Here is a 17,400-nt window from a genome sequence, read left to right as displayed (position 1 = left end):
GAGATAGATGATCGAACGGAACGAAGGCATCCGTTCGACCTGAGCGGCATGCACCGGTGGACGTGTTCCGCCGGTTTTTTTTGTTCATAGATCGATCGGGGATTGGAGTCTGGCTGTGCTGGAATCCATGAACGTGCCGGCCGTCCTGCTGGCGATCGCGGGTCTCCTGGCGGGGGGCATCGCGGGAATTCTGATAGAGCGCCGGGGTCTGCGCCGGGCACGTAGCCGGCGGGAGACGGAGGGGCGCGGCATCATCGAGTCCGCTCGCCTCGAAGCGCAGAGCGTGCGGAAGGCCGCGGAACTGGAGGGACGGGAGGAGGCGCAGCAGCTGCGCGAAGCGTGGGCGAGCGAGGCCGAGCGGCGCCGGTCCGAGCTCGAGCGGCTGGAGAAACGGACCGTCGAGCGCAGCGAGACCCTCGAGCGCAAGCTGGAGGTACTCGATCAGCGCCAGGAACGCCTCGATCAGCGTCGTGACGCGGTGGACCGGGAGCGGTCGGAACTCGAGGCCACGGCGGATCAGCTCGATGAGCGCGAGCGCATGGTCGGCCGCAGGCTGGAGGAGATCGCGGGGCTCGATCGGGAATCGGCCCGTCGCAAACTCATGGGCCAGATTCGGGACGAGGCGCGTGCGGATGCCGCGCAGCATGTGCGCGAGGTGCGCGAGCGGGCCCGAAGCGAGGCCGAACGCGAGGCCCGCAAGATCATTTCCCAAGCCATCGAGAAACTCTCGGTGGATCACTCCTCCGAGGCTGCCGTGTCCGTCGTCACGCTACCCAGCGATGACATGAAGGGCAGAATCATCGGGCGCGAAGGTCGCAACATTCGATCGTTCGAGGCCGCGACCGGCGTCGACGTGGTCGTGGACGACACCCCCGAGGCGGTCATCCTCTCCTGTTTCAATCCGGTTCGACGCGAGGTGGCCCGCCTCGCCATGGACCGGCTGATCGGCGACGGACGGATCCACCCCGGGCGGATCGAGGAGGTGGTCGAGAAGGCGAAGGACGACGTCCGGAAGACGATGCGCCAGGCCGCGGACGAGACGCTCTACGAACTGGGGATCCACGATCTGCACCCGAAGCTCCACGAGGTGCTCGGAGTGCTGCGCTTCCGGACGAGTTACGGGCAGAACCAGCTCGCGCACGCGCGAGAGGTCGCGCTGATCGGCGCCACCATGGCGGCGGAGTTGTCGCTCGATGCCCAGATCGTAAAGAGAATGGGGCTGCTGCACGACATCGGGAAGGGCCTCACGCACGAGAAGGAGGGAAGTCACGTCGAGATCGGTTACGATCTCTGCAAGCAGTGCGGAGAGAAGGATCCGGTCCTGAACGCGATCCGCGCCCACCATGGCGAGGAGCCCGCCCGCTATCCGGAAACGTTCCTCGTGACCGCGGCGGATGCGATCTCGGGTGCGCGCCCCGGCGCCCGGCGCGAGTCGTTCGAGCACTATGTGAAGCGTCTCGAGAAGCTGGAGGCGATCGCGAGTTCGTGGGACGGTGTGGAGAAGGTGTACGCGATCCAGGCGGGACGGGAGATCCGCATCATGGTGACGCCGGACAAGATCTCCGACGAGGAGATGGCGGTCCTGTCGGAACAGACGGCTCGCCGGATCGAGAACGAACTGCAGTATCCGGGGCAGATCAAGGTGGTCGTCGTGCGCGAGTCGCGTACGGTGGACTTCGCACGCTGAATCCTCACGCTCAGGCACAGGAGGCCGGCGCTCCCGAGGCGGAGCCAGGCCCACGGCAACGCTCGAACAGGGAGAAACGGGGAATAGATGGCGGCGCAGATCCTGGATGGACGGCGAATCGCGGCCGAAATTCGTTCGGAGGTGGCGGAACGGGCGCGGGTCCTGTCCCGGACCGGCGTGCGGCCCGGTCTCGGCGTGGTGCTCGTCGGGGACGACCCGGCGTCCCACGTCTACGTCCGGATGAAGACCCGCGCATGCGAGGAAGCGGGGCTCCACGCGCGCGATATCACACCGCCCGCCGATATCGGACAGGCGGACCTCCTCTCGATTGTCGATGAACTGAACGCGGACCCGGAAATCCACGGGATCCTGGTGCAGCTTCCCCTGCCGCGGCACCTGGACGAGCGGGAAGTGACCGAGAGGATCGATCCGTCCAAGGACGTTGACGGATTTCATCCCGTGAACCAGGGGCGCATGGCACAGGGAGACCCGCACGCGTTCCGGCCCGCGACGCCCGCCGGCGTGCAGGAATTGATCCGGCGGACGGGCGTCGACACCTCGGGGGCCCACGTCGTGATCGTCGGCCGCTCGAACATCGTCGGGATGCCGATGTCCCAGATCATGTTGCAGAAGGATCCGGGCGCGAACGCCACGGTCACGGTCGCCCACAGCCGGACCCGGGACCTCGGGGCGGTGACGCGCCAGGGCGAGATCCTGATCGTCGCGGTGGGGCGGCCGGAGATCGTTCGCGGCGACATGGTGCGGGAGGGCGCCGTCGTCATCGATGTGGGCGTGAACCGGGTCGAGGATCCTTCACTCGAGCGGGGATACCGGCTGGTCGGTGACGTAGCGTTCGACGAGGCCGCGGAGCGCGCGAGCTGGATCACGCCGGTCCCGGGGGGTGTGGGGCCGATGACGATCGCCATGCTGCTTCGGAACACTGTGACGTCGGCGGAGCGGATCGGGCGCATGGCCACGGCGGGGGCCGCGCCGGCGGCGGGATGAGCACGCGCGGCCAGGCCTCGCTGTTCGGGGAGAGGGACGGGGAGAGCGACATCCGGGCGGAGCCCGCGGCCGCCGCCCCGCCGCCGGTCCGTGACGGCCGGTCGTCGGACGCCGCGGTCACGGTCTCGGAACTCAATGAGGCCGCCCGGGGGGTGCTGGAATCCCGCTTCGGGAACCTCTGGGTGCGCGGCGAGGTCGCGAACTGGAGGGTCTCCCCCGCGGGTCACCGCTACTTCTCGCTGCGGGATCAGGAACGCGACGCGAGTGTGTCGTGCGTCCTCTTCCGCGGTGACGCCTGGCGGCTGCCGGCGGATCCGGACGCGGGGATGGAGGTCTTCGTGCAGGGGCGCCCCACGCTCTATCCCGCGCAGGGTCGATTCCAGCTGCGGGTCCGCTCGATCGAGATGGCGGGGGAAGGGCTGTGGAGGATCGCGTTCGAACGGCTGCGCCGGCGTCTGGACGCGGAGGGACTGCTCGCGGTCGATCGAAAGCGGCCACTGCCACCGTTCCCGCGCCGCATCGGCGTCGTGACCGCGCGAAAGGGCGCGGCGCTCCAGGACGTGCTCACCGTGCTCCGGCGGCGGGCCCCGTGGGTCGATGTCGTGGTGCGGAACTGCCGGGTCCAGGGCGAGGGGGCCGCGCTCGAGGTTCGGGATGCGCTCCGGCGTGTCGCCGAATGGAGCGCGCTCGACCCCGGCTCGACCCTCGACGCGATCATCCTGAGTCGGGGCGGCGGGTCCACGGAGGACCTCTGGTGCTTCAACGAGGAGATCGCGGTGAGGGCGGTCGCCGAGAGTCCGGTCCCCGTGATCTGCGCCATCGGGCACGAGGTCGACGTGACGCTCTGCGAGTTGGTGGCCGACCTGCGGGCGCCGACCCCGTCGGCGGCGGCGGAACTCGCGGTGCCGGACATCCGGCGCGTGCGGGACTCGCTCGACACGACCGGAAGAGGGCTGGCACGAGGACTGCGCCGCTTCGTCGCGCGTGGACGGGATCGGGTAGATGCGATCGGGCGACGCCTCCCGGCGGCCGCCGGCCATGTGCGGGACGTCGCGAGGCTGCGGCTCGAGGGCGTCGAGAAGCGACTCCCGCCGGGGATCGATCGAGCCCTCGCCCGGTCGCGCGCGCGCCTGGCCGGTCTCGCCGCCACTCTCGCCGCCCTCAGCCCCCTCGAGACCGTGGCCCGCGGATACGCCGTCGCCATGGACCTCGAGGGCCGGCGCCTCACGCGTGTCGAGGACTTCGAGCCCCGAACCCGCTTCCGGCTCCGCGTCCACGGAGGCCGGGTCGACGCGACCGCCGATGCGGTGGAGTCGGAGACATGACGGCGTCGTCCGAACGCAAGTTCGAGTTCGAGCGGACGGTCCGCGAACTGGAGGAGATCGTCGAGCGTCTCGACCGGGAGGACATCGGCCTCGACGAGGCGATCCGGCTCTTCGAGCGGGGCATCGAACGCCTCGGGGAGGCGCGCCGCTGGCTCGAGGCGGCGAGCGGCAAGGTCGAGGAGCTGATCGCCACCTCGACGGGGAGGCTGGACACGAAGCCTCTGGAGGCGGAGGGACCGGCGGTCCACGGGGCCGGCCCGGGGTCGGATGCGCCGGAGGGCCCGGCGTGAGGCCGAGTCTCGAGGCCGCGCGCGCCTCCGTGGACGAGGAACTGGCGAGGTGGCTGGGGGATGCCCTTCGGGAGGCCGGACCGATCGGCGAGCCCATCCGCCACGCCGTCCTCGCGCCGGGGAAGCGGATTCGGCCCCTTCTCCTGATCGGCGCATGGGAGGCGGCAGGGGGCTCGCCTCGGGGAGGCGCGGCGGATCGTCCGAGTGGGCTCTACCGCCTGGCGCTGGCCCCCGAGCTGGTCCACGCCTACTCCCTGATTCACGACGACCTCCCCTGCATGGATGACGACGACCTGCGCCGGGGGCGGCCGACCCTGCACGTGCGGTACGATGAGCGCGTCGCGATCCTCGCGGGCGCGGCGATACAACCGCTCGCGATCCTCGCCGTCGGCAACGGAGCCGCCGGCCTCGAGCTGAGCGACGAGATCACCGCCCGGCTCATCAGGGTCCTGGCCCGGGCTTCCGGCGGCGTCGGCATGGTGGGAGGGCAGCTTCTCGACCTGCAGGCCGAGCGGGAGGACGTGAGCTTCGAGACGCTCGAACGCATTCATCTCGGCAAGACCGCGAGCCTGATCAGCGCGTGCTGCACCATGGGCGGGATTGCGGCCGGGGCGCCGGAAGAGGCCGTCGACCGGCTGACCCGCTTCGGGATCGCGATCGGCCTCGCGTTCCAGACCGTGGACGATATTCTCGATGTCACGGGATCGTCCCACCGGATGGGGAAGGCCGGGGGGCGCGACGCGGCGCTGGGAAAGGCCACGACGCCATCGGTGCTGGGCCTCGGGGGAGCGAGGGAGAGGGCGGAACAACTGGGCCACGACGCGTTCCGGGAGCTGGCGTCGTTCCAGGCCGCCGACCGGCTTGGAGACATCGGACGCCTCATCCTCGAGCGCGACCGTTGATACGGGGCTGAGAGCTTCGAGGAAGCAGGTTCACTATGCGCTTCGCCATCGTCGGTAATCCCGAATCTCCGCACCTGGAGCCGTTGCTCGCGCGCGTCGAGCGGAAGGCGGCCGAGTTGGGCATCTCGCTCGTCTTCGAGCCGTCGCTCGCGACGGACGGCCGCCGCGAGTCCGCGCCGCTGGAGGAGATCGGAGAGGATGTCGCCCTCGTGCTTACGCTCGGAGGCGATGGGACGCTGCTGCGCGCCGCGCGGGTCGCGGCACCGCTCGGGATTCCGGTGCTGGGGTGCAACCTGGGCCGACTCGGGTTCCTCACCCTGGTTCCGACCGACGAACTCGAAGCGGCCATGTCGAGCGTGGCGAGCGGAGAGTACGACCTGGAGGAGCGGCTCACCCTTCGCATCGAGGTGCGCGTGAACGGGTCCGACGCCCCGGAGTCGAAGAGCTTCCATGCGATCAACGACGCGGTCATCCACAAGAGCGGCTTCGCCCGCCTCATCAGCTACCGGGTGCTGGCGGACGACGACGTGGTCGGCCAGTACAGCGCGGACGGGATCATCCTGGCCACCGCGACGGGTTCCACGGCCTACAGCCTCTCGGCCGGCGGGCCGATCGTCTCGCCCACCATGGAAGGGATCGTGGCCACTCCGATCTCCCCGCACACCCTGGCCGTGCGGCCGGTCGTCTTTCCGGGCGACACGCGAATCTCCGTGGAACTGCTGTCGGGCGATCACGACCTGCAGCTCACCGTCGACGGACAGCGCGGGTGTCCGCTATCGGTCGGAGACCGCGTGCAGGTCGTCCGCTCACGGCATCCCGTGCGTCTCGTGCGCCTGCCCGACTACTCGTTCTTCACGGTGCTGCGACGAAAGCTGCACTGGGGCGACGTGCGCGCACACCCGTATCCCGGATCCGGCGGCGGCGCCCATGGGTGAGAGATGCTGACCGAGCTTCGCGTTCGGAACTTCGCCGTCGTCGAGGAGGCCGTCCTCGAGTTCGGGCCGGGACTCAGCGTCCTCAGCGGCGAAACCGGGGCCGGGAAGTCGATCCTCGTCGAGGCGCTCGCGCTGCTGGTCGGCGGGCGCCCCTCCCCGGACATGATCCGGGCCGGAGCGGGCCGGGCGCGGATCGAGGCCCGCTTCGAGGTGGAGGGCGTCGAAGGCATCGCGTCGCTGTGCCAGCAGGCGGGCGTGGATCACGACGACGGCTGGCTGATTCTCCGTCGCGAACTGCGCCGCGAGGGTCGCCACCGGGCCTGGGTCAACGGTTCTCCGGCCACCACGACGCTGCTGCGCGAACTCGGGGAGCGGCTCGTCGAACTGCACGGGCAGCACGAGCACCAGCGCTTGCTCGACCGAGGCCACCAGCGGCGGATCCTCGACGCGTTCGGGCGCCATGAAGCACTGGTCGCGGAGACGGCGGCGGCCTTCGACACGTTGCGCGACCTGGACGCCCGGCTCGCTCGAGTCCGCCAGACGGCTCGCGAAGGGCGGGAACGCGCCGACTACCTGCGCTTCAAGTGCGATGAGATCGCGACGGCCTCGCTCTCGCCCGACGAGGATGAGGCGCTGGAGACGGAGGCGCGCCGGCTCACGCATTCCGAGGAACTCATCGAGCTCTCCGGCCTCCTCCACCACCGCCTGTACGAGGCGGAGGGTTCCGTCGTGGACCAGCTCGGGGAACTCGGCAACCGACTCGACGCCCTCGTCACGATCGACCCCGCCGCGAGTCCCTTCCGTGACCTGCACGAAGCGGCGCTCCGCAGCGTCGAGGAACTCGGACTCGGTCTCGCCCCCTATCGCGACGCCATCGAGCACGACCCGCGTCGCCTCGACGAGATCCGCGTCCGCCAGGATCTCCTCTACCGGCTGAAGCGGAAGTATGGAGACTCGCTTGCCGAGGTCATCCGGACGGGTGAGGAAGCCCGGCGCGAGCTGGAGCAGATCGACGGGGCCGACGACGAAATCGCCCGCCTCGAGGCGGGCCGGGAGGCGGCGGCCGCGGAGCTGGCCGAGTTGGCGTCGAAGCTCTCCGAGCGGCGGCGCGGCACCGCCGAGGCGCTCTCCGAAGCGGTCAACGCCGCGCTCCCCGATCTCGGTCTGCGGGGCGGCCGCCTCGCGGTACAACTCGTCGGAGACGGGGAGATCCGGCGGCTGGGAGCGGAGCGGGTGGAGTTCCTCGTCTCCCTGAATCCCGGGTTTCCGCCGGCCCCGCTCCGCCGGGTCGCGTCGGGAGGTGAGATGAGCCGGCTCATGCTGGCGCTCGAGGCGGCGCTGATCGAGGTCGATGAACTTCCGATCCTCGTGTTCGACGAAATCGACGTCGGCATCGGGGGCGAAGTGGCGCACCGCGTCGCCGACCGGCTCATCCGCCTCTCCGCCGCGCATCAGGTGCTCGTGGTGACGCACCTGGCGCAGATCGCGGCCCGGGCCGATGCGCACTACTCCATCGACAAGGCCACGGAGGGCGAGGAGACCCGGACGTCGGTGCGCGCGCTCACCGGGGGCGAACGCGTGCTCGAGGTGGCGCGCATGCTCGGAGGCGACCCGGACAGCCGCGCCTCGCGCGCCCATGCGGAGGAGCTGCTCGCCGGCCAGATCTGACCGGCCGGCCCCGGGAACGGCTCGCTAGAAGATGTTGATCGGGATGCGAAAGTCGGCGCCGAATCTGAACGAGGCGGGCGTCTGTCCCCCGGAGCCCGCGATGGCCCGTCGCAGCGAGATCCCGAACCGCCAGGGGTTCCGCACCGCGCGCGTGCCCGACCGCAATTCCGCCCGACCCCCCGCCTCGGACAGGTCGACGATGAACCCCAACCCGACGCGGTGGCGCGTCTGCGATCCCTCGGCCGCAACGAGGCCCGGGTCCCCGATTTCCGACTCCGGGTCGGTGAGGGCGTAGAAGGGATCCCCCAACTTGAAGTAATCGTACTCGAAGCCGATCCGCATCGCCGAGTTCAGACGCAGCGAGGGCCGGACGAGAACCCGGACGTACTCTCCGAGATCCCGGAAGAGGAGCGTCTGGCGCGCTCCGCTCACGTACGGCTGATCCGGAGGGGTGACGTGGAGCACGTACGCGTCGGACTGCTGGATCCCGTAGTGGCCCGCCGCCTGGATCATCAACACGCGCCCGAACGCGATGTCCTGATAGAGCGCCAGTTCGATATCGGTTTGTCCGTCCCCGAGAGGTATGTCGGCGGAGTTGGAGGGATCCCGGAACGGCGGGGCGTTCTGCGACTGGATCGGGACGCGCAGGAGTCCGCCGACGGTGGTTCGGAACCGGATGCCGCGCTCCGGATCGTCGGGCCCCGTCGCGCCGTGAATCGGACGACGGCGGGTGATCTGGTCGATGAGGTTCACCCGCGCGAACACCTCGATCTCCCCGAGGGCGAGACCGTTCCTCGAATTCGCCGGGAGGCGGTCGGCGAGTCCCGCCCCGAGGAAGAGCGCCTGGAAGTCCGCTTCACTGGAGAACTCGGGAAGGGCGAGTTCCGGCAGCGAGAGCCCCAGCGCCTCGAACGCGGCCGCGAAGCCCGCGAACCGCCCCAGCATCTGCGATCCCGCCGTGCTCGGAGCGGTGGGAATCAGGCCTCCCCCGCCGGCCCGCCGCTCCAGCACATTCAGGAAGGCCGTGGTGTTGTCCCGTAACGCGATGGCGTCGGAGAGCGTCGGCCCGGTGAGCGTACCGCTGTCGATCAGCTGCCGGAGCGATCCGAGAGCGGCCCGCGCGTCGGTGCTGAACGCGTCGCCCGGCCCCAGCCCGGACGCCGCGCCGGTAACGGTCGCGGCGGTCGAGTCGAAGCCGAATCCGGCCGTCATGTCCGTCAGAGTGAAAGGCGCGCGGAAGCCTACGCTGACCCAGTCGAGGATGCCCACCTCGGCCCCGAGCGCGAGCCGCCGGATCTGGGCCCGCATCACCGAGAAATCGAGGTCGCCGAACGAGAAGTCCTCGAGCGTCACCGGATCGAAGCCGAGCGCGACGGCATCCGCGTTGAGCCCGTCGACCAGGGCGTCGGGCGCCGGGAACATCCGCCGCGCGAGCGGGCCATCGAAATGGCCCGCCAGCGGCTCCCGGTCGCCGTCCGCGATCGAGTCCGTCGAAGAGTCGAGGGCGAACTGCTCGGACCAGTTGAGCAGGGTCGGCGCCACCTGGAGCCACAACTGCCCGGAGCGGGGCAGACGGGCGTCGCGAAACTGCGCCTCGCAGGGTACCGAGAGCGCGATGAGGGCGAGGATGGCGAGGGGGAGGGCGCGTGGGCACCGGATCTCCGGAAGCATGGCGCGAGTATAGCAGTCCATGGCCGAACCCCGCTACGAGCGGGGTCCTCCCTCGCGGAAGGCACGCCGCCGCGCTCCGCCGTCCCGATACTTTCCGGGTGATGGTCGGCCCATTAGGCTGTGCGATCTGCGGCGCCGTGGCCGAGTGGTTAGGCAGGGGCCTGCAAAGCCCCCTACTCCGGTTCGAATCCGGACGGCGCCTCTCTTTCCCCGCTCAGGACCAGCGACCGAAGGGGAGGTGGGGTTGGCCTTCAGACTGAAAGCGGACAACGCCCTCCACCTGTTCCTCGTCTTCATCCCCATCACCCTCGTGCTCGAGTACGTGGTCCATGCGTCTCCGACCACGCTCTTTCTTACCTCGGCGGTGGCGATCGTTCCCCTGGCCGGTCTCATGGGGAAGTCGACGGAGATGCTGGCCGAGCATGTGGGGGCCGGACTCGGGGGGCTGCTGAACGCGACGTTCGGGAACGCCGCGGAACTCATCATCGCCATCTTCGCCCTCAAGGCGGGCCTCCACGACCTCGTGAAGGCGTCGCTCACGGGGTCGATCATCGGGAACATCCTCCTCGTGTTCGGGCTCGGCGCGCTGCTCGGCGGTCTGAAGTTCCGCCGGCAGGTGTTCAACCGCACCGCCGCGAGGCTCGGCGCCACCCTCCTCCTGCTGAGCGCGGTGGGGCTCATCATCCCGTCGCTCCTGCACTTCACGCGCGGCGGGGCGGGCGGGGCGAGCGATGCCGAAGCGGCGGGGGCTGCCGCGACGGTCTCGGGCTCACTCAGCCTCGAGATCGCCGTCGTCCTCATCGTGTGCTACGGGCTCTCGCTCGTGTTCGCGTTCACAACGCATGCGGACCTCTACCGGGGCGCGTCTCACCACGGGGACCACCGGGACCACGGGGACCACGGGGACCACGGGCACGCGGCGGGGGCCGCCTGGTCGAAGGGGAAGTCGTTCGCCGTCCTCCTGACGGCAGCGGCCTTCGTCGGCTGGATGAGCGAGATCCTCGTGGGCGGGGCGGAGGACGCGGCTCACTCGCTGGGGATGAACGAGGTCTTCGTCGGCGTCATCGTCGTCGCCCTTGTCGGGAACGCGGCCGAGCACTCGACGGCGGTCCTCGTCGCGCTCCGCAACAAGATGGACCTGTCGCTCCAGGTCGCGGTGGGTTCCTCGCTCCAGATCGCGCTCTTCATCGCGCCGCTGCTCGTCTTCCTCTCCTACGCGATCGGTCCGGCTCCGATGGACCTCGTGTTCACCCCGCTCGAGGTCGCGGCGGTCGCGATTTCGGTCATCGTGGTGGGACAGATCTCGGGGGACGGTGAGACGCACTGGATGGAGGGGGTCCTCCTCCTCGGCGTGTACGTGCTCCTGGGCCTGGCCTTCTTCAATCTTCCGGGGTAGCCCGCGCGGCCGGTCGCCGAAGCAACGCTTCACGGGTTCGTGGCGTCTCAGTGTCGCGACCCCGAGGAACACTCGATGCACGGCGGGGTCGGGTCTGTGGGTGGTGAACGACGCCGGGGCGCCGGGTCACCCTCCTGTGGCAGGGAAGAAGTGGGGATGAAGTCCATTCTACCGAAGTGATCACGCGCGCCCCGGCGTCACCCTTCCTCTCGAGCCGCCTGATCGGGGTCTTCGATTCGAACCAGTTCCACGCGACCTGCAAAGCGGCGAAAATCCTTCGGGTTCAGCGTGAGGAGCCGCTGCTCCCCGTAGGCGAGCATGGTAGCGGCGATATTGGCGTCATGGACCTGCTTTCCGGCTAGAGGTACGTCCCGACACAGCTCCGCAAGCGTGCTCATGACCCGCGGCCCGTCCTCGAGGATCTCGAAGACTCTGCACATCCGCTCCACGTCACCCAGGGCCTTCGCCATATCGAGCGGGGTCGACCAAGCCTGGGGCCGCGTAACCGTAGCCAGGTATTCCCGGATGATCTGTCGGCTGATCCGGAGCCGTTCAGGACCCTGCAAGGCTCTCGAGATCGCGCGCCGGGCGATCCGGGACTGAGGAGCTTCCGGAACCCGGGCCGCTACGATGACGTTGGTGTCAATGAACAGGGCGGGCTCCTATCGGCCTTCGTCGCCGTAGATCTCCTCGCGGCTGCAGCGGAATCCCTCCGGCCAGGGCCCGAAGTCGTGGGGCGTGAAAATGTCGTCGACCGAGAACCGCCGACCACGGTCGGAATCGGTCGACGCATGCGTCGTGTCTCGTGCCGTCGCACCCTCACTCTGCACAAAGATCAACGTCTCCGCTTCCATGTCCACGGATTTCGTCCTCCATCCCGCGGCCACCCACGAGAAGGCGTGGCTGTGACCGCCGCTCCGACCGGGATTCGACCACCACGGCCGGTGAATGCGCGCGGAACCCGGAAGGCCGAAGCCGAGGATTCTCTCGAGTTTCGAGAACGTCGTGCGCCATTCGTGCCCGCCACGGGCGCACAAGTGCGCGTAGAGCGGTGCGTACTTGCCGCGCGACGCCGCCTCACGAAGGAGCATCGTACGAGGTTCGGTCATCGTATCATCACCGGGCCGAAAAAAAACAAGTACTTATATAATCCCGGGGGACAGCGTGGCAGTCAACCACGGGCTGGCGACCTCCCCTTCGATTTCGGCTCTCCCCTGCGGTGGGTTGTCGGTTGGGGCGTTTCTCCGCAGTCTGAGCCCTCGGGGCAGCCCGGGCCGAGCCGGGATCGGCCCATCTCAGCCACAGGAGGCGCGAGTGTCCGAGAAGCACGACGGAGCGGGCGACGGAGCGGAGGCGGACGCCGCGGACCGCGGTATTCGGCGGCGGGGCTTTCTGAAGGTCGTTGCGGCGGCCACGGCGGCCGGGGCGCTGGATCCGAGGACGCTGGTGGCCGCTGGAACCGCTGACGTCGGCGCTTCCCGCGCGCCCGCGTGGCTGCGGGCGCGGGAAGCTCCGCAGGAGGAGACGATCCCTCTCCGAAACGGCGAGCCGCCGGCCCTCCAGTTCCAGGCGTATCCGGGCGGGACGGGCGCGCTGCTCGAGAAGTACTGGCGCGCCGGGCTGAACCCGTTCGAGCGCACGCCGATCGAGTTCGAGCCGTGGCAGGGGGCGGTGCCGTCGAGCGAGGAGGAGGTCGCCTTCCTCCCGGTGCACCGGCTGGCGGCCCTCGTCCGCGAGCGCCACGTGTCTCCGACCGAACTGTTCGAGATCTACATCGAGCGCATTAAGCGCTACGACCCGGTCCTCCTGTGCGCCGTCACGATCCTCGAGGACAGGGGGAGGGAAGAGGCGGAGCAGGCGGAGGCGGAGATCCGGGCCGGAGAGTGGCGGGGGCCCCTGCACGGGATCCCCTGGGGTGTGAAGGATCTCTTCTCCACCGAGGGGGCGCGGACGACGTGGGGCTCGGCGGCGTTCCAGACCCGGATGATCGAAGAGGATGCCGAGGTCGTGCGCCGGCTGAGCGCGGCCGGGGCCGTGCTCATCGCCAAGCTCGCCACGGGGGAGTTCGCCCGCGGCGACCGCTGGTATCGCGGCCGGACGCTCAATCCGTGGAACCTCGCCTGGGGCTCGAGTGGATCATCGGCCGGGCCCGGCTCCGCGACCGCCGCGGGCTGCGTCGCATTCTCCATCGGCACGGAGACGCGCGGTTCGATCGTCTCGCCGACCCGTCGCTGCGGGCTGAGCGCCCTCCGCCCCACCTTCGGGCGCGTGAGCCGCTACGGCGGGATGGTGCTCTCGTGGAGCATGGACAAAACGGGACCCATGTGCCGCACGATCGAGGACTGCGCGCTCGTGTTCAACGAGATCCACGGCGCCGACGAGAAGGACCCCGCCTCGGTCACGCTGCCCTTCCGCTTCGAGCGGGCGCCGGATCTCGGCTCGCTTTCGATCGGCTACACGGAGAACGCGCCGCACTCCTTCGTCGAGAAGCTCGAGGAGCTGGGGGCGCGGCCGCGGCTCATGCGCGAGCTGCCCGCCCAGTCGGCGAGTTCGCTGGGCGCCGAGTCGGCGTCGGCGTTCGACTTCCACGTCGCTCCGAACGGAGAGCTGCCGCCGGTGCCGGAGGGCCTCAGCGAACAGGAGCAGCGTGATTTCACGCGCTTCCGCCGCGGCCGGGACGGGCTCGCGATGGACTACGTCCACGCGCAGCGGCGGCGCCACATCGTGATGAAGCGCATGGCCGAGGCGATGGACGGCTTCGACATGTTCGCCACCGGTTCGGGCGAGGTGGGGCTGACGAACGAGACGGGACACCCGGCCGCCGTCGTGCAGTACGGCTTCGGCCCCGCGGGCCCCGAGGACGAAGAGGCGGACCAGCCCCTGACCACGACCCTGATCGGGGATCTGTTCGCGGACGACAAGATCCTGAGCGTGGCGCACGCCTTCCAGGCGGCGACGGACTGGCACACGCGCCACCCGGCGCTCGACTGATGGAACTCGACCAATGGAAGACGGAGGACGAAGGATGAACAGGATGCCCAAACGCCTCCTCTGGGGCGTGTTGCCCGTGCTCGTGATCGGTGTCGCGCTCGTCGTACGCGGTGCCCCCGCTTCGACCACGGTCGACAACGGCGGGGACCGTCTCGAGCGCTTGAGCGAGTCGCTGCAGACGTACGTGGAGGAGGGGCGGCTGGCGGGCGCTGTCGCCCTCGTCGCGCACGGCGGTGAGACCTCGTACCTGCAGGCCGTCGGCCATCGCGACATCGTGGCGGGCGACCCCATGGAGAGCGACGACATCTTCCGCATCGCCTCGCAGACCAAGGCGATCGTGAGCGTCGCGGTCATGATGCTGCAGGAGGCCGGTGATCTCCTGATCTCCGACCCGCTGGGCCGCTACCTGCCGGAGTACATGGAGACGGCGGTGGCCGTCGCCGATGGCGCGGGGGGCTACGAGATCGTGCCGGCCAGTCGCCCGATCACGATCCGGGACCTCCTCACGCACACGGCCGGGATCGGCTACGGCGGCGGTCCCGGGGCGGAACTGTGGGCGGAGGCGGACATTCAGGGTTGGTACTTCGCGCACCGCGACGAACCGATCCGCGAGACGGTGCGCCGCATGGCGGCCCTCCCCATGGACGCGCAGCCCGGTGAAAGCTTCGTGTACGGCTATTCGACCGACATCCTCGGCGCCCTGGTGGAGGATGTGTCCGGGGAGCCGCTCGACGCGTTTCTCCGCACCCGCATCTTCGAGCCGCTGGGCATGGTGGACACGCACTTCTACCTGCCCGAGGAGAAGCGCGACCGCCTGAGCGTGGTCTACTCGGCCTCGGCCGACGGCCTCGCGCCCGCGCCCGATCCGGGCGGCATGGTGGGGCAGGGCGCGTACGTGGACGGCCCGAGGACCAGCTTCTCGGGCGGCGCCGGCCTCCTCTCCACCGCGCACGACTACGCCCGCTTCCTGCAGATGATGCTGAACGGCGGCGAACTCGACGGAGCCCGCATCCTCTCCTCGAAGAGCGTGGAGCTCATGACCGTGAACCACGTGGGGGACAAGTTCGGCTGGGAACTGGGGGGTGGCTTCGGGCTCGGGTTCAGCGTGCTCGCCGATCTCGGCGCGCGCGGAACGCCGGGCTCGGTCGGCGAGTACGGGTGGGGAGGGGCGTACCATTCCACCTACTGGGTGGACCCGGACGAGGATCTCGTCGTCGTCTACTTCACGCAGCTCATCCCGACGGGCGATGTCGACGATCACGCGAAGCTGCGCACCCTCGTGTACCAGGCGATCGACGAAATGCAATAGCGAGTCTCGACCCCGCGTGGTAGATCTCGGGGCCCCGTTCGGGAGCCGGAGTGGCGGAACTGGCAGACGCGCCGGACTCAAAATCCGGTGGGAGCAATCCCTTGAGGGTTCGAGTCCCTCCTCCGGCATCGACCTGGACTCCCCATGGAGGAAACGCGTGACGCTTCCCCGCAACACGTCCTCGTCACCGTCCCGTCGGCTCGTCCCGTTCACCGTGGCGCTCGCGCTCGCCGCGTTCGCCTCCTCCGCAGTCGCGCAGGAACGCCGGAGCGCGCGCGACCTGGGCATCGTGGTGGGCGTCCTGCCCACGGGGCCCCTCAACCAGATCACGGATGTGGCGGGGGTACGGGTGGGGCACGTCACCGTGACGAGCGGAGACACGATCAATACCGGGGTCACGGCCATCCTCCCGCACGGCGGCAATATCTTCCGGGAGAAGGTTCCCGCCGCCTTCGTGGCGGGGAACGCGTTCGGAAAGTTCGCGGGCACGACCCAGGTGCAGGAAATGGGTGAACTCGAGTCCCCGGTGGTCCTGACGTGCACGCTCTGCGTGCCACGGGCCGCCGACGCGGTGATGACGTATCTCCTCGGGCTTCCCGGCAACGAGGACGTCAGGTCCGTGAACCCGGTCGTGGGCGAGACGAACGACGGCTTCCTGAACCGGATCCGGCTGCGCCCGATCAGCGAGTCGGATGTGCTCACCGCGATCGCCGAGGCGGACGCGGGGCCGTTCGAGCAGGGGAGCGTGGGCGCGGGTCGCGGCACGATCGCCTTCGGCTGGAAAGGCGGCATCGGCTCGGCGAGCCGCCGGCTGCCGGAGGATCTCGGCGGCTGGACCGTCGGCGTGCTCGTCCAGTCCAATCACGGCGGGGTCCTCACCATCGACGGGGCCCCGGTGGCGGAAGCGCTGGGCGGCGCTCCCTACGGCGGGGCGGGACCGGATGCCCCGTACCCGCGGGCGGGGATGCGTCCGCGGGCGGGCGGAGCCGGTGGCGGGGCGGCGTCGGAGGCGCCGGAGGCCCCCGCGTCACTCGAGGACGGCTCGATCATCATGGTCGTCGCGACGGACGCGCCTCTGGAGCACCGGAATCTGGAACGCCTCGCGCGCCGCGCGCTCCTGGGGCTGGGCCGGGGCGGTGGCAGCATGAGCAACGGGTCGGGCGACTACGTGCTCGCCTTCAGTTCGGTCCCCCTGTCCCGGCTCTGGGACGAAGAGCGCGTGTCCAACGCCGCGATGAGCCCGCTCTTCCAGGCCGCCGTGGAGGCGACCGAGGAGGCGATCCTAAACTCCATCTTCCTCGCGACCACGGTCGAGGGGGACCGCGGCACCGTCGAGGCGATCCCGCTCGAACCGACGCTGGAGATCCTGCGCCGGCACGGCGTCGTCCCGCGCTGACTGGCGCCGGTGCCAGGGTTGCCCCCTCCGGCGCTCTCGGGCGGTTGGATCGCCGATCCTGTTGAGATTAAGTTGAGATCCACGGAGAGGTCGAGTGGAGTAACCCGGCGGGCGTGCCCCGTCGCCGCACTCGGACTCCAGCATGAGGCTCGACGGCATGGAAACGGATACGATGGGAATCCTCGGCGTGTTGTTGGCGGTCGTCGCTTCGGCGATCAGCCTTGCCCTGCTCACCAGAGGGGCCACGAACAAGCTTGACGGCAGGATCACGGAGTTGAGGGGCGAAGTCGGCAAGGTGCGCACGGAGTTGGGCGGCGAGGTCGGCAAGGTGCGCACGGAGATGGGTGGCGAGATCGGCAAGCTGCGCACGGAGATGGGCGGCGAGATCGGCAAGCTGCGCACGGAGATGGGCGGCGAGATCGGCAAGCTGCGCACGGAGTTGGGTGGCGAGATCGGCAAGCTGCGCACGGAGTTGGGCCGCGAGATCGGCAAGGTAGGCACGGAGTTGAGGGACGAGATCGGCAAGGTACGTACGGAGTTGAGCCGCGAACTCGGCAAGGTGCGCACCGAAGTGATCGAGACGCGGGTGACCATGACGGACCGCGTCGCGCGGCTGGAGGGGAACGTATTCGGCACCCCGCCTCCCGAGGCTGCTGCCGAGACCGGCTGAGCCGGCTCTGTCGGGTAAGGGCGGAAGCCCGGCAAGACTGACGCTCAGCCTGGGCTTTTCCCCTTCGCCCTGGTTTCCCCGGCGTCCGCCCGCCTCGCCTTGCCCGGACCCCTCAAACGCCGGGCGACGCGCGGGTGTCTTTCGTTGCGTCGGGG

At 69.6% G+C, this 17,400-nt stretch carries 15 protein-coding genes and 2 tRNA genes; 14 read left to right on the top strand and 3 right to left on the bottom strand.

Going from position 1 to position 17,400, the window contains the following annotated elements; all coding sequences use genetic code 11:
• Positions 1–115 precede the first annotated feature (115 nt).
• From rny to recN, 7 genes are all read left to right on the top strand, one after another.
• Positions 116–1,687: a ribonuclease Y gene (rny, locus tag ACOOHF_RS15185; RefSeq protein ID WP_420462305.1), complete on the top strand. Its 1,572-nt coding sequence runs from the start codon at positions 116–118 to the stop codon at positions 1,685–1,687.
• Between the two features lie 87 nt (positions 1,688–1,774).
• Positions 1,775–2,692: a bifunctional methylenetetrahydrofolate dehydrogenase/methenyltetrahydrofolate cyclohydrolase FolD gene (folD, locus tag ACOOHF_RS15180; RefSeq protein WP_420462304.1), complete on the top strand. Its 918-nt coding sequence runs from the start codon at positions 1,775–1,777 to the stop codon at positions 2,690–2,692.
• Positions 2,689–4,017 carry an exodeoxyribonuclease VII large subunit gene (gene xseA, locus ACOOHF_RS15175; protein ID WP_420462303.1) on the top strand — a complete coding sequence of 443 codons (1,329 nt, stop codon included), beginning with the start codon at positions 2,689–2,691 and terminating at the stop codon, positions 4,015–4,017. Before folD ends, xseA begins: the two co-directional genes overlap by 4 nt.
• Positions 4,014–4,307 (top strand): exodeoxyribonuclease VII small subunit, encoded by a 294-nt coding sequence (xseB, locus tag ACOOHF_RS15170; protein ID WP_420462302.1) that lies wholly within the window; start codon positions 4,014–4,016, stop codon positions 4,305–4,307. Before xseA ends, xseB begins: the two co-directional genes overlap by 4 nt.
• Entirely contained in the window at positions 4,304–5,209 is a 906-nt protein-coding gene (locus tag ACOOHF_RS15165) for a polyprenyl synthetase family protein (protein WP_419935663.1), read from the top strand. Before xseB ends, ACOOHF_RS15165 begins: the two co-directional genes overlap by 4 nt.
• A gap of 35 nt (positions 5,210–5,244) precedes the next feature.
• Positions 5,245–6,144, top strand: a complete 900-nt coding sequence (locus tag ACOOHF_RS15160) for an NAD(+)/NADH kinase (protein ID WP_420462301.1) — start codon at positions 5,245–5,247, stop codon at positions 6,142–6,144.
• Positions 6,145–6,147: 3 nt separating this feature from the next.
• Positions 6,148–7,812 carry a DNA repair protein RecN gene (gene recN / locus ACOOHF_RS15155; protein WP_420462300.1) on the top strand — a complete coding sequence of 555 codons (1,665 nt, stop codon included), beginning with the start codon at positions 6,148–6,150 and terminating at the stop codon, positions 7,810–7,812.
• A 24-nt stretch (positions 7,813–7,836) separates the two neighbouring features.
• Here recN and ACOOHF_RS15150 read toward each other — a convergent pair whose 3' ends face one another.
• Positions 7,837–9,504 carry a hypothetical protein gene (locus tag ACOOHF_RS15150; RefSeq protein ID WP_420462299.1) on the bottom strand — a complete coding sequence of 556 codons (1,668 nt, stop codon included), beginning with the start codon at positions 9,502–9,504 and terminating at the stop codon, positions 7,837–7,839.
• A gap of 110 nt (positions 9,505–9,614) precedes the next feature.
• On the opposite strand from ACOOHF_RS15150, the gene ACOOHF_RS15145 reads away from it, so the two are divergent.
• Positions 9,615–9,685: transfer RNA gene (locus ACOOHF_RS15145), tRNA-Cys, on the top strand.
• A 42-nt stretch (positions 9,686–9,727) separates the two neighbouring features.
• Positions 9,728–10,879 carry a calcium/proton exchanger gene (gene cax, locus ACOOHF_RS15140; protein WP_420462298.1) on the top strand — a complete coding sequence of 384 codons (1,152 nt, stop codon included), beginning with the start codon at positions 9,728–9,730 and terminating at the stop codon, positions 10,877–10,879.
• A 197-nt stretch (positions 10,880–11,076) separates the two neighbouring features.
• Here the strand turns inward: cax and ACOOHF_RS15135 are convergent, their stop codons facing one another.
• On the bottom strand, positions 11,077–11,526 hold the full coding sequence (locus ACOOHF_RS15135; protein ID WP_420464384.1) for a type II toxin-antitoxin system VapC family toxin: 450 nt from the start codon (positions 11,524–11,526) through the stop codon (positions 11,077–11,079).
• 15 nt (positions 11,527–11,541) lie between these two features.
• Positions 11,542–11,988 (bottom strand): DUF7662 domain-containing protein, encoded by a 447-nt coding sequence (locus ACOOHF_RS15130; RefSeq protein ID WP_420462297.1) that lies wholly within the window; start codon positions 11,986–11,988, stop codon positions 11,542–11,544.
• A 205-nt stretch (positions 11,989–12,193) separates the two neighbouring features.
• On the opposite strand from ACOOHF_RS15130, the gene ACOOHF_RS15125 reads away from it, so the two are divergent.
• The 5 genes from ACOOHF_RS15125 to ACOOHF_RS15105 all read left to right on the top strand — a co-directional run bounded on the left by ACOOHF_RS15125 (position 12,194) and on the right by ACOOHF_RS15105 (position 17,245).
• Positions 12,194–13,870, top strand: coding sequence for an amidase (locus ACOOHF_RS15125; RefSeq protein ID WP_420462296.1), 1,677 nt, complete (start codon positions 12,194–12,196; stop codon positions 13,868–13,870).
• 34 nt (positions 13,871–13,904) lie between these two features.
• The gene (locus tag ACOOHF_RS15120; protein ID WP_420462295.1) at positions 13,905–15,179 is read left to right on the top strand and encodes a serine hydrolase domain-containing protein; all 1,275 of its coding nucleotides are present in this window, start codon (positions 13,905–13,907) and stop codon (positions 15,177–15,179) included.
• Between the two features lie 44 nt (positions 15,180–15,223).
• Positions 15,224–15,307: transfer RNA gene (locus ACOOHF_RS15115), tRNA-Leu, on the top strand.
• A 29-nt stretch (positions 15,308–15,336) separates the two neighbouring features.
• On the top strand, positions 15,337–16,575 hold the full coding sequence (locus ACOOHF_RS15110; protein WP_420462294.1) for a P1 family peptidase: 1,239 nt from the start codon (positions 15,337–15,339) through the stop codon (positions 16,573–16,575).
• 142 nt (positions 16,576–16,717) lie between these two features.
• A complete protein-coding gene (locus tag ACOOHF_RS15105) occupies positions 16,718–17,245 on the top strand; it encodes a hypothetical protein (RefSeq protein ID WP_420462293.1) in 528 nt (175 codons plus the stop codon).
• The last annotated feature ends 155 nt before the right edge of the window (positions 17,246–17,400 follow it).

The sequence above is a fragment of the Candidatus Palauibacter sp. genome (genome assembly GCF_965216145.1).
Taxonomy (GTDB): domain Bacteria; phylum Gemmatimonadota; class Gemmatimonadetes; order Palauibacterales; family Palauibacteraceae; genus Palauibacter.
This window is presented reverse-complemented; position numbering and strand designations above follow the sequence as displayed.

Bases quoted from the DNA above. Each gene is read 5' to 3' on its own strand.
- recN (WP_420462300.1), top strand. From the start codon at position 6,148: ATGCTGACCGAGCTTCGCGTTCGGAACTTCGCCGTCGTCGAGGAGGCC.
- ACOOHF_RS15150 (WP_420462299.1), bottom strand. From the start codon at position 9,504: ATGGACTGCTATACTCGCGCCATGCTTCCGGAGATCCGGTGCCCACGC.
- ACOOHF_RS15130 (WP_420462297.1), bottom strand. From the start codon at position 11,988: ATGACCGAACCTCGTACGATGCTCCTTCGTGAGGCGGCGTCGCGCGGC.
- ACOOHF_RS15105 (WP_420462293.1), top strand. From the start codon at position 16,718: ATGAGGCTCGACGGCATGGAAACGGATACGATGGGAATCCTCGGCGTG.
- ACOOHF_RS15120 (WP_420462295.1), top strand. From the start codon at position 13,905: ATGAACAGGATGCCCAAACGCCTCCTCTGGGGCGTGTTGCCCGTGCTC.
- xseA (WP_420462303.1), top strand. From the start codon at position 2,689: ATGAGCACGCGCGGCCAGGCCTCGCTGTTCGGGGAGAGGGACGGGGAG.
- folD (WP_420462304.1), top strand. From the start codon at position 1,775: ATGGCGGCGCAGATCCTGGATGGACGGCGAATCGCGGCCGAAATTCGT.
- xseB (WP_420462302.1), top strand. From the start codon at position 4,014: ATGACGGCGTCGTCCGAACGCAAGTTCGAGTTCGAGCGGACGGTCCGC.
- ACOOHF_RS15160 (WP_420462301.1), top strand. From the start codon at position 5,245: ATGCGCTTCGCCATCGTCGGTAATCCCGAATCTCCGCACCTGGAGCCG.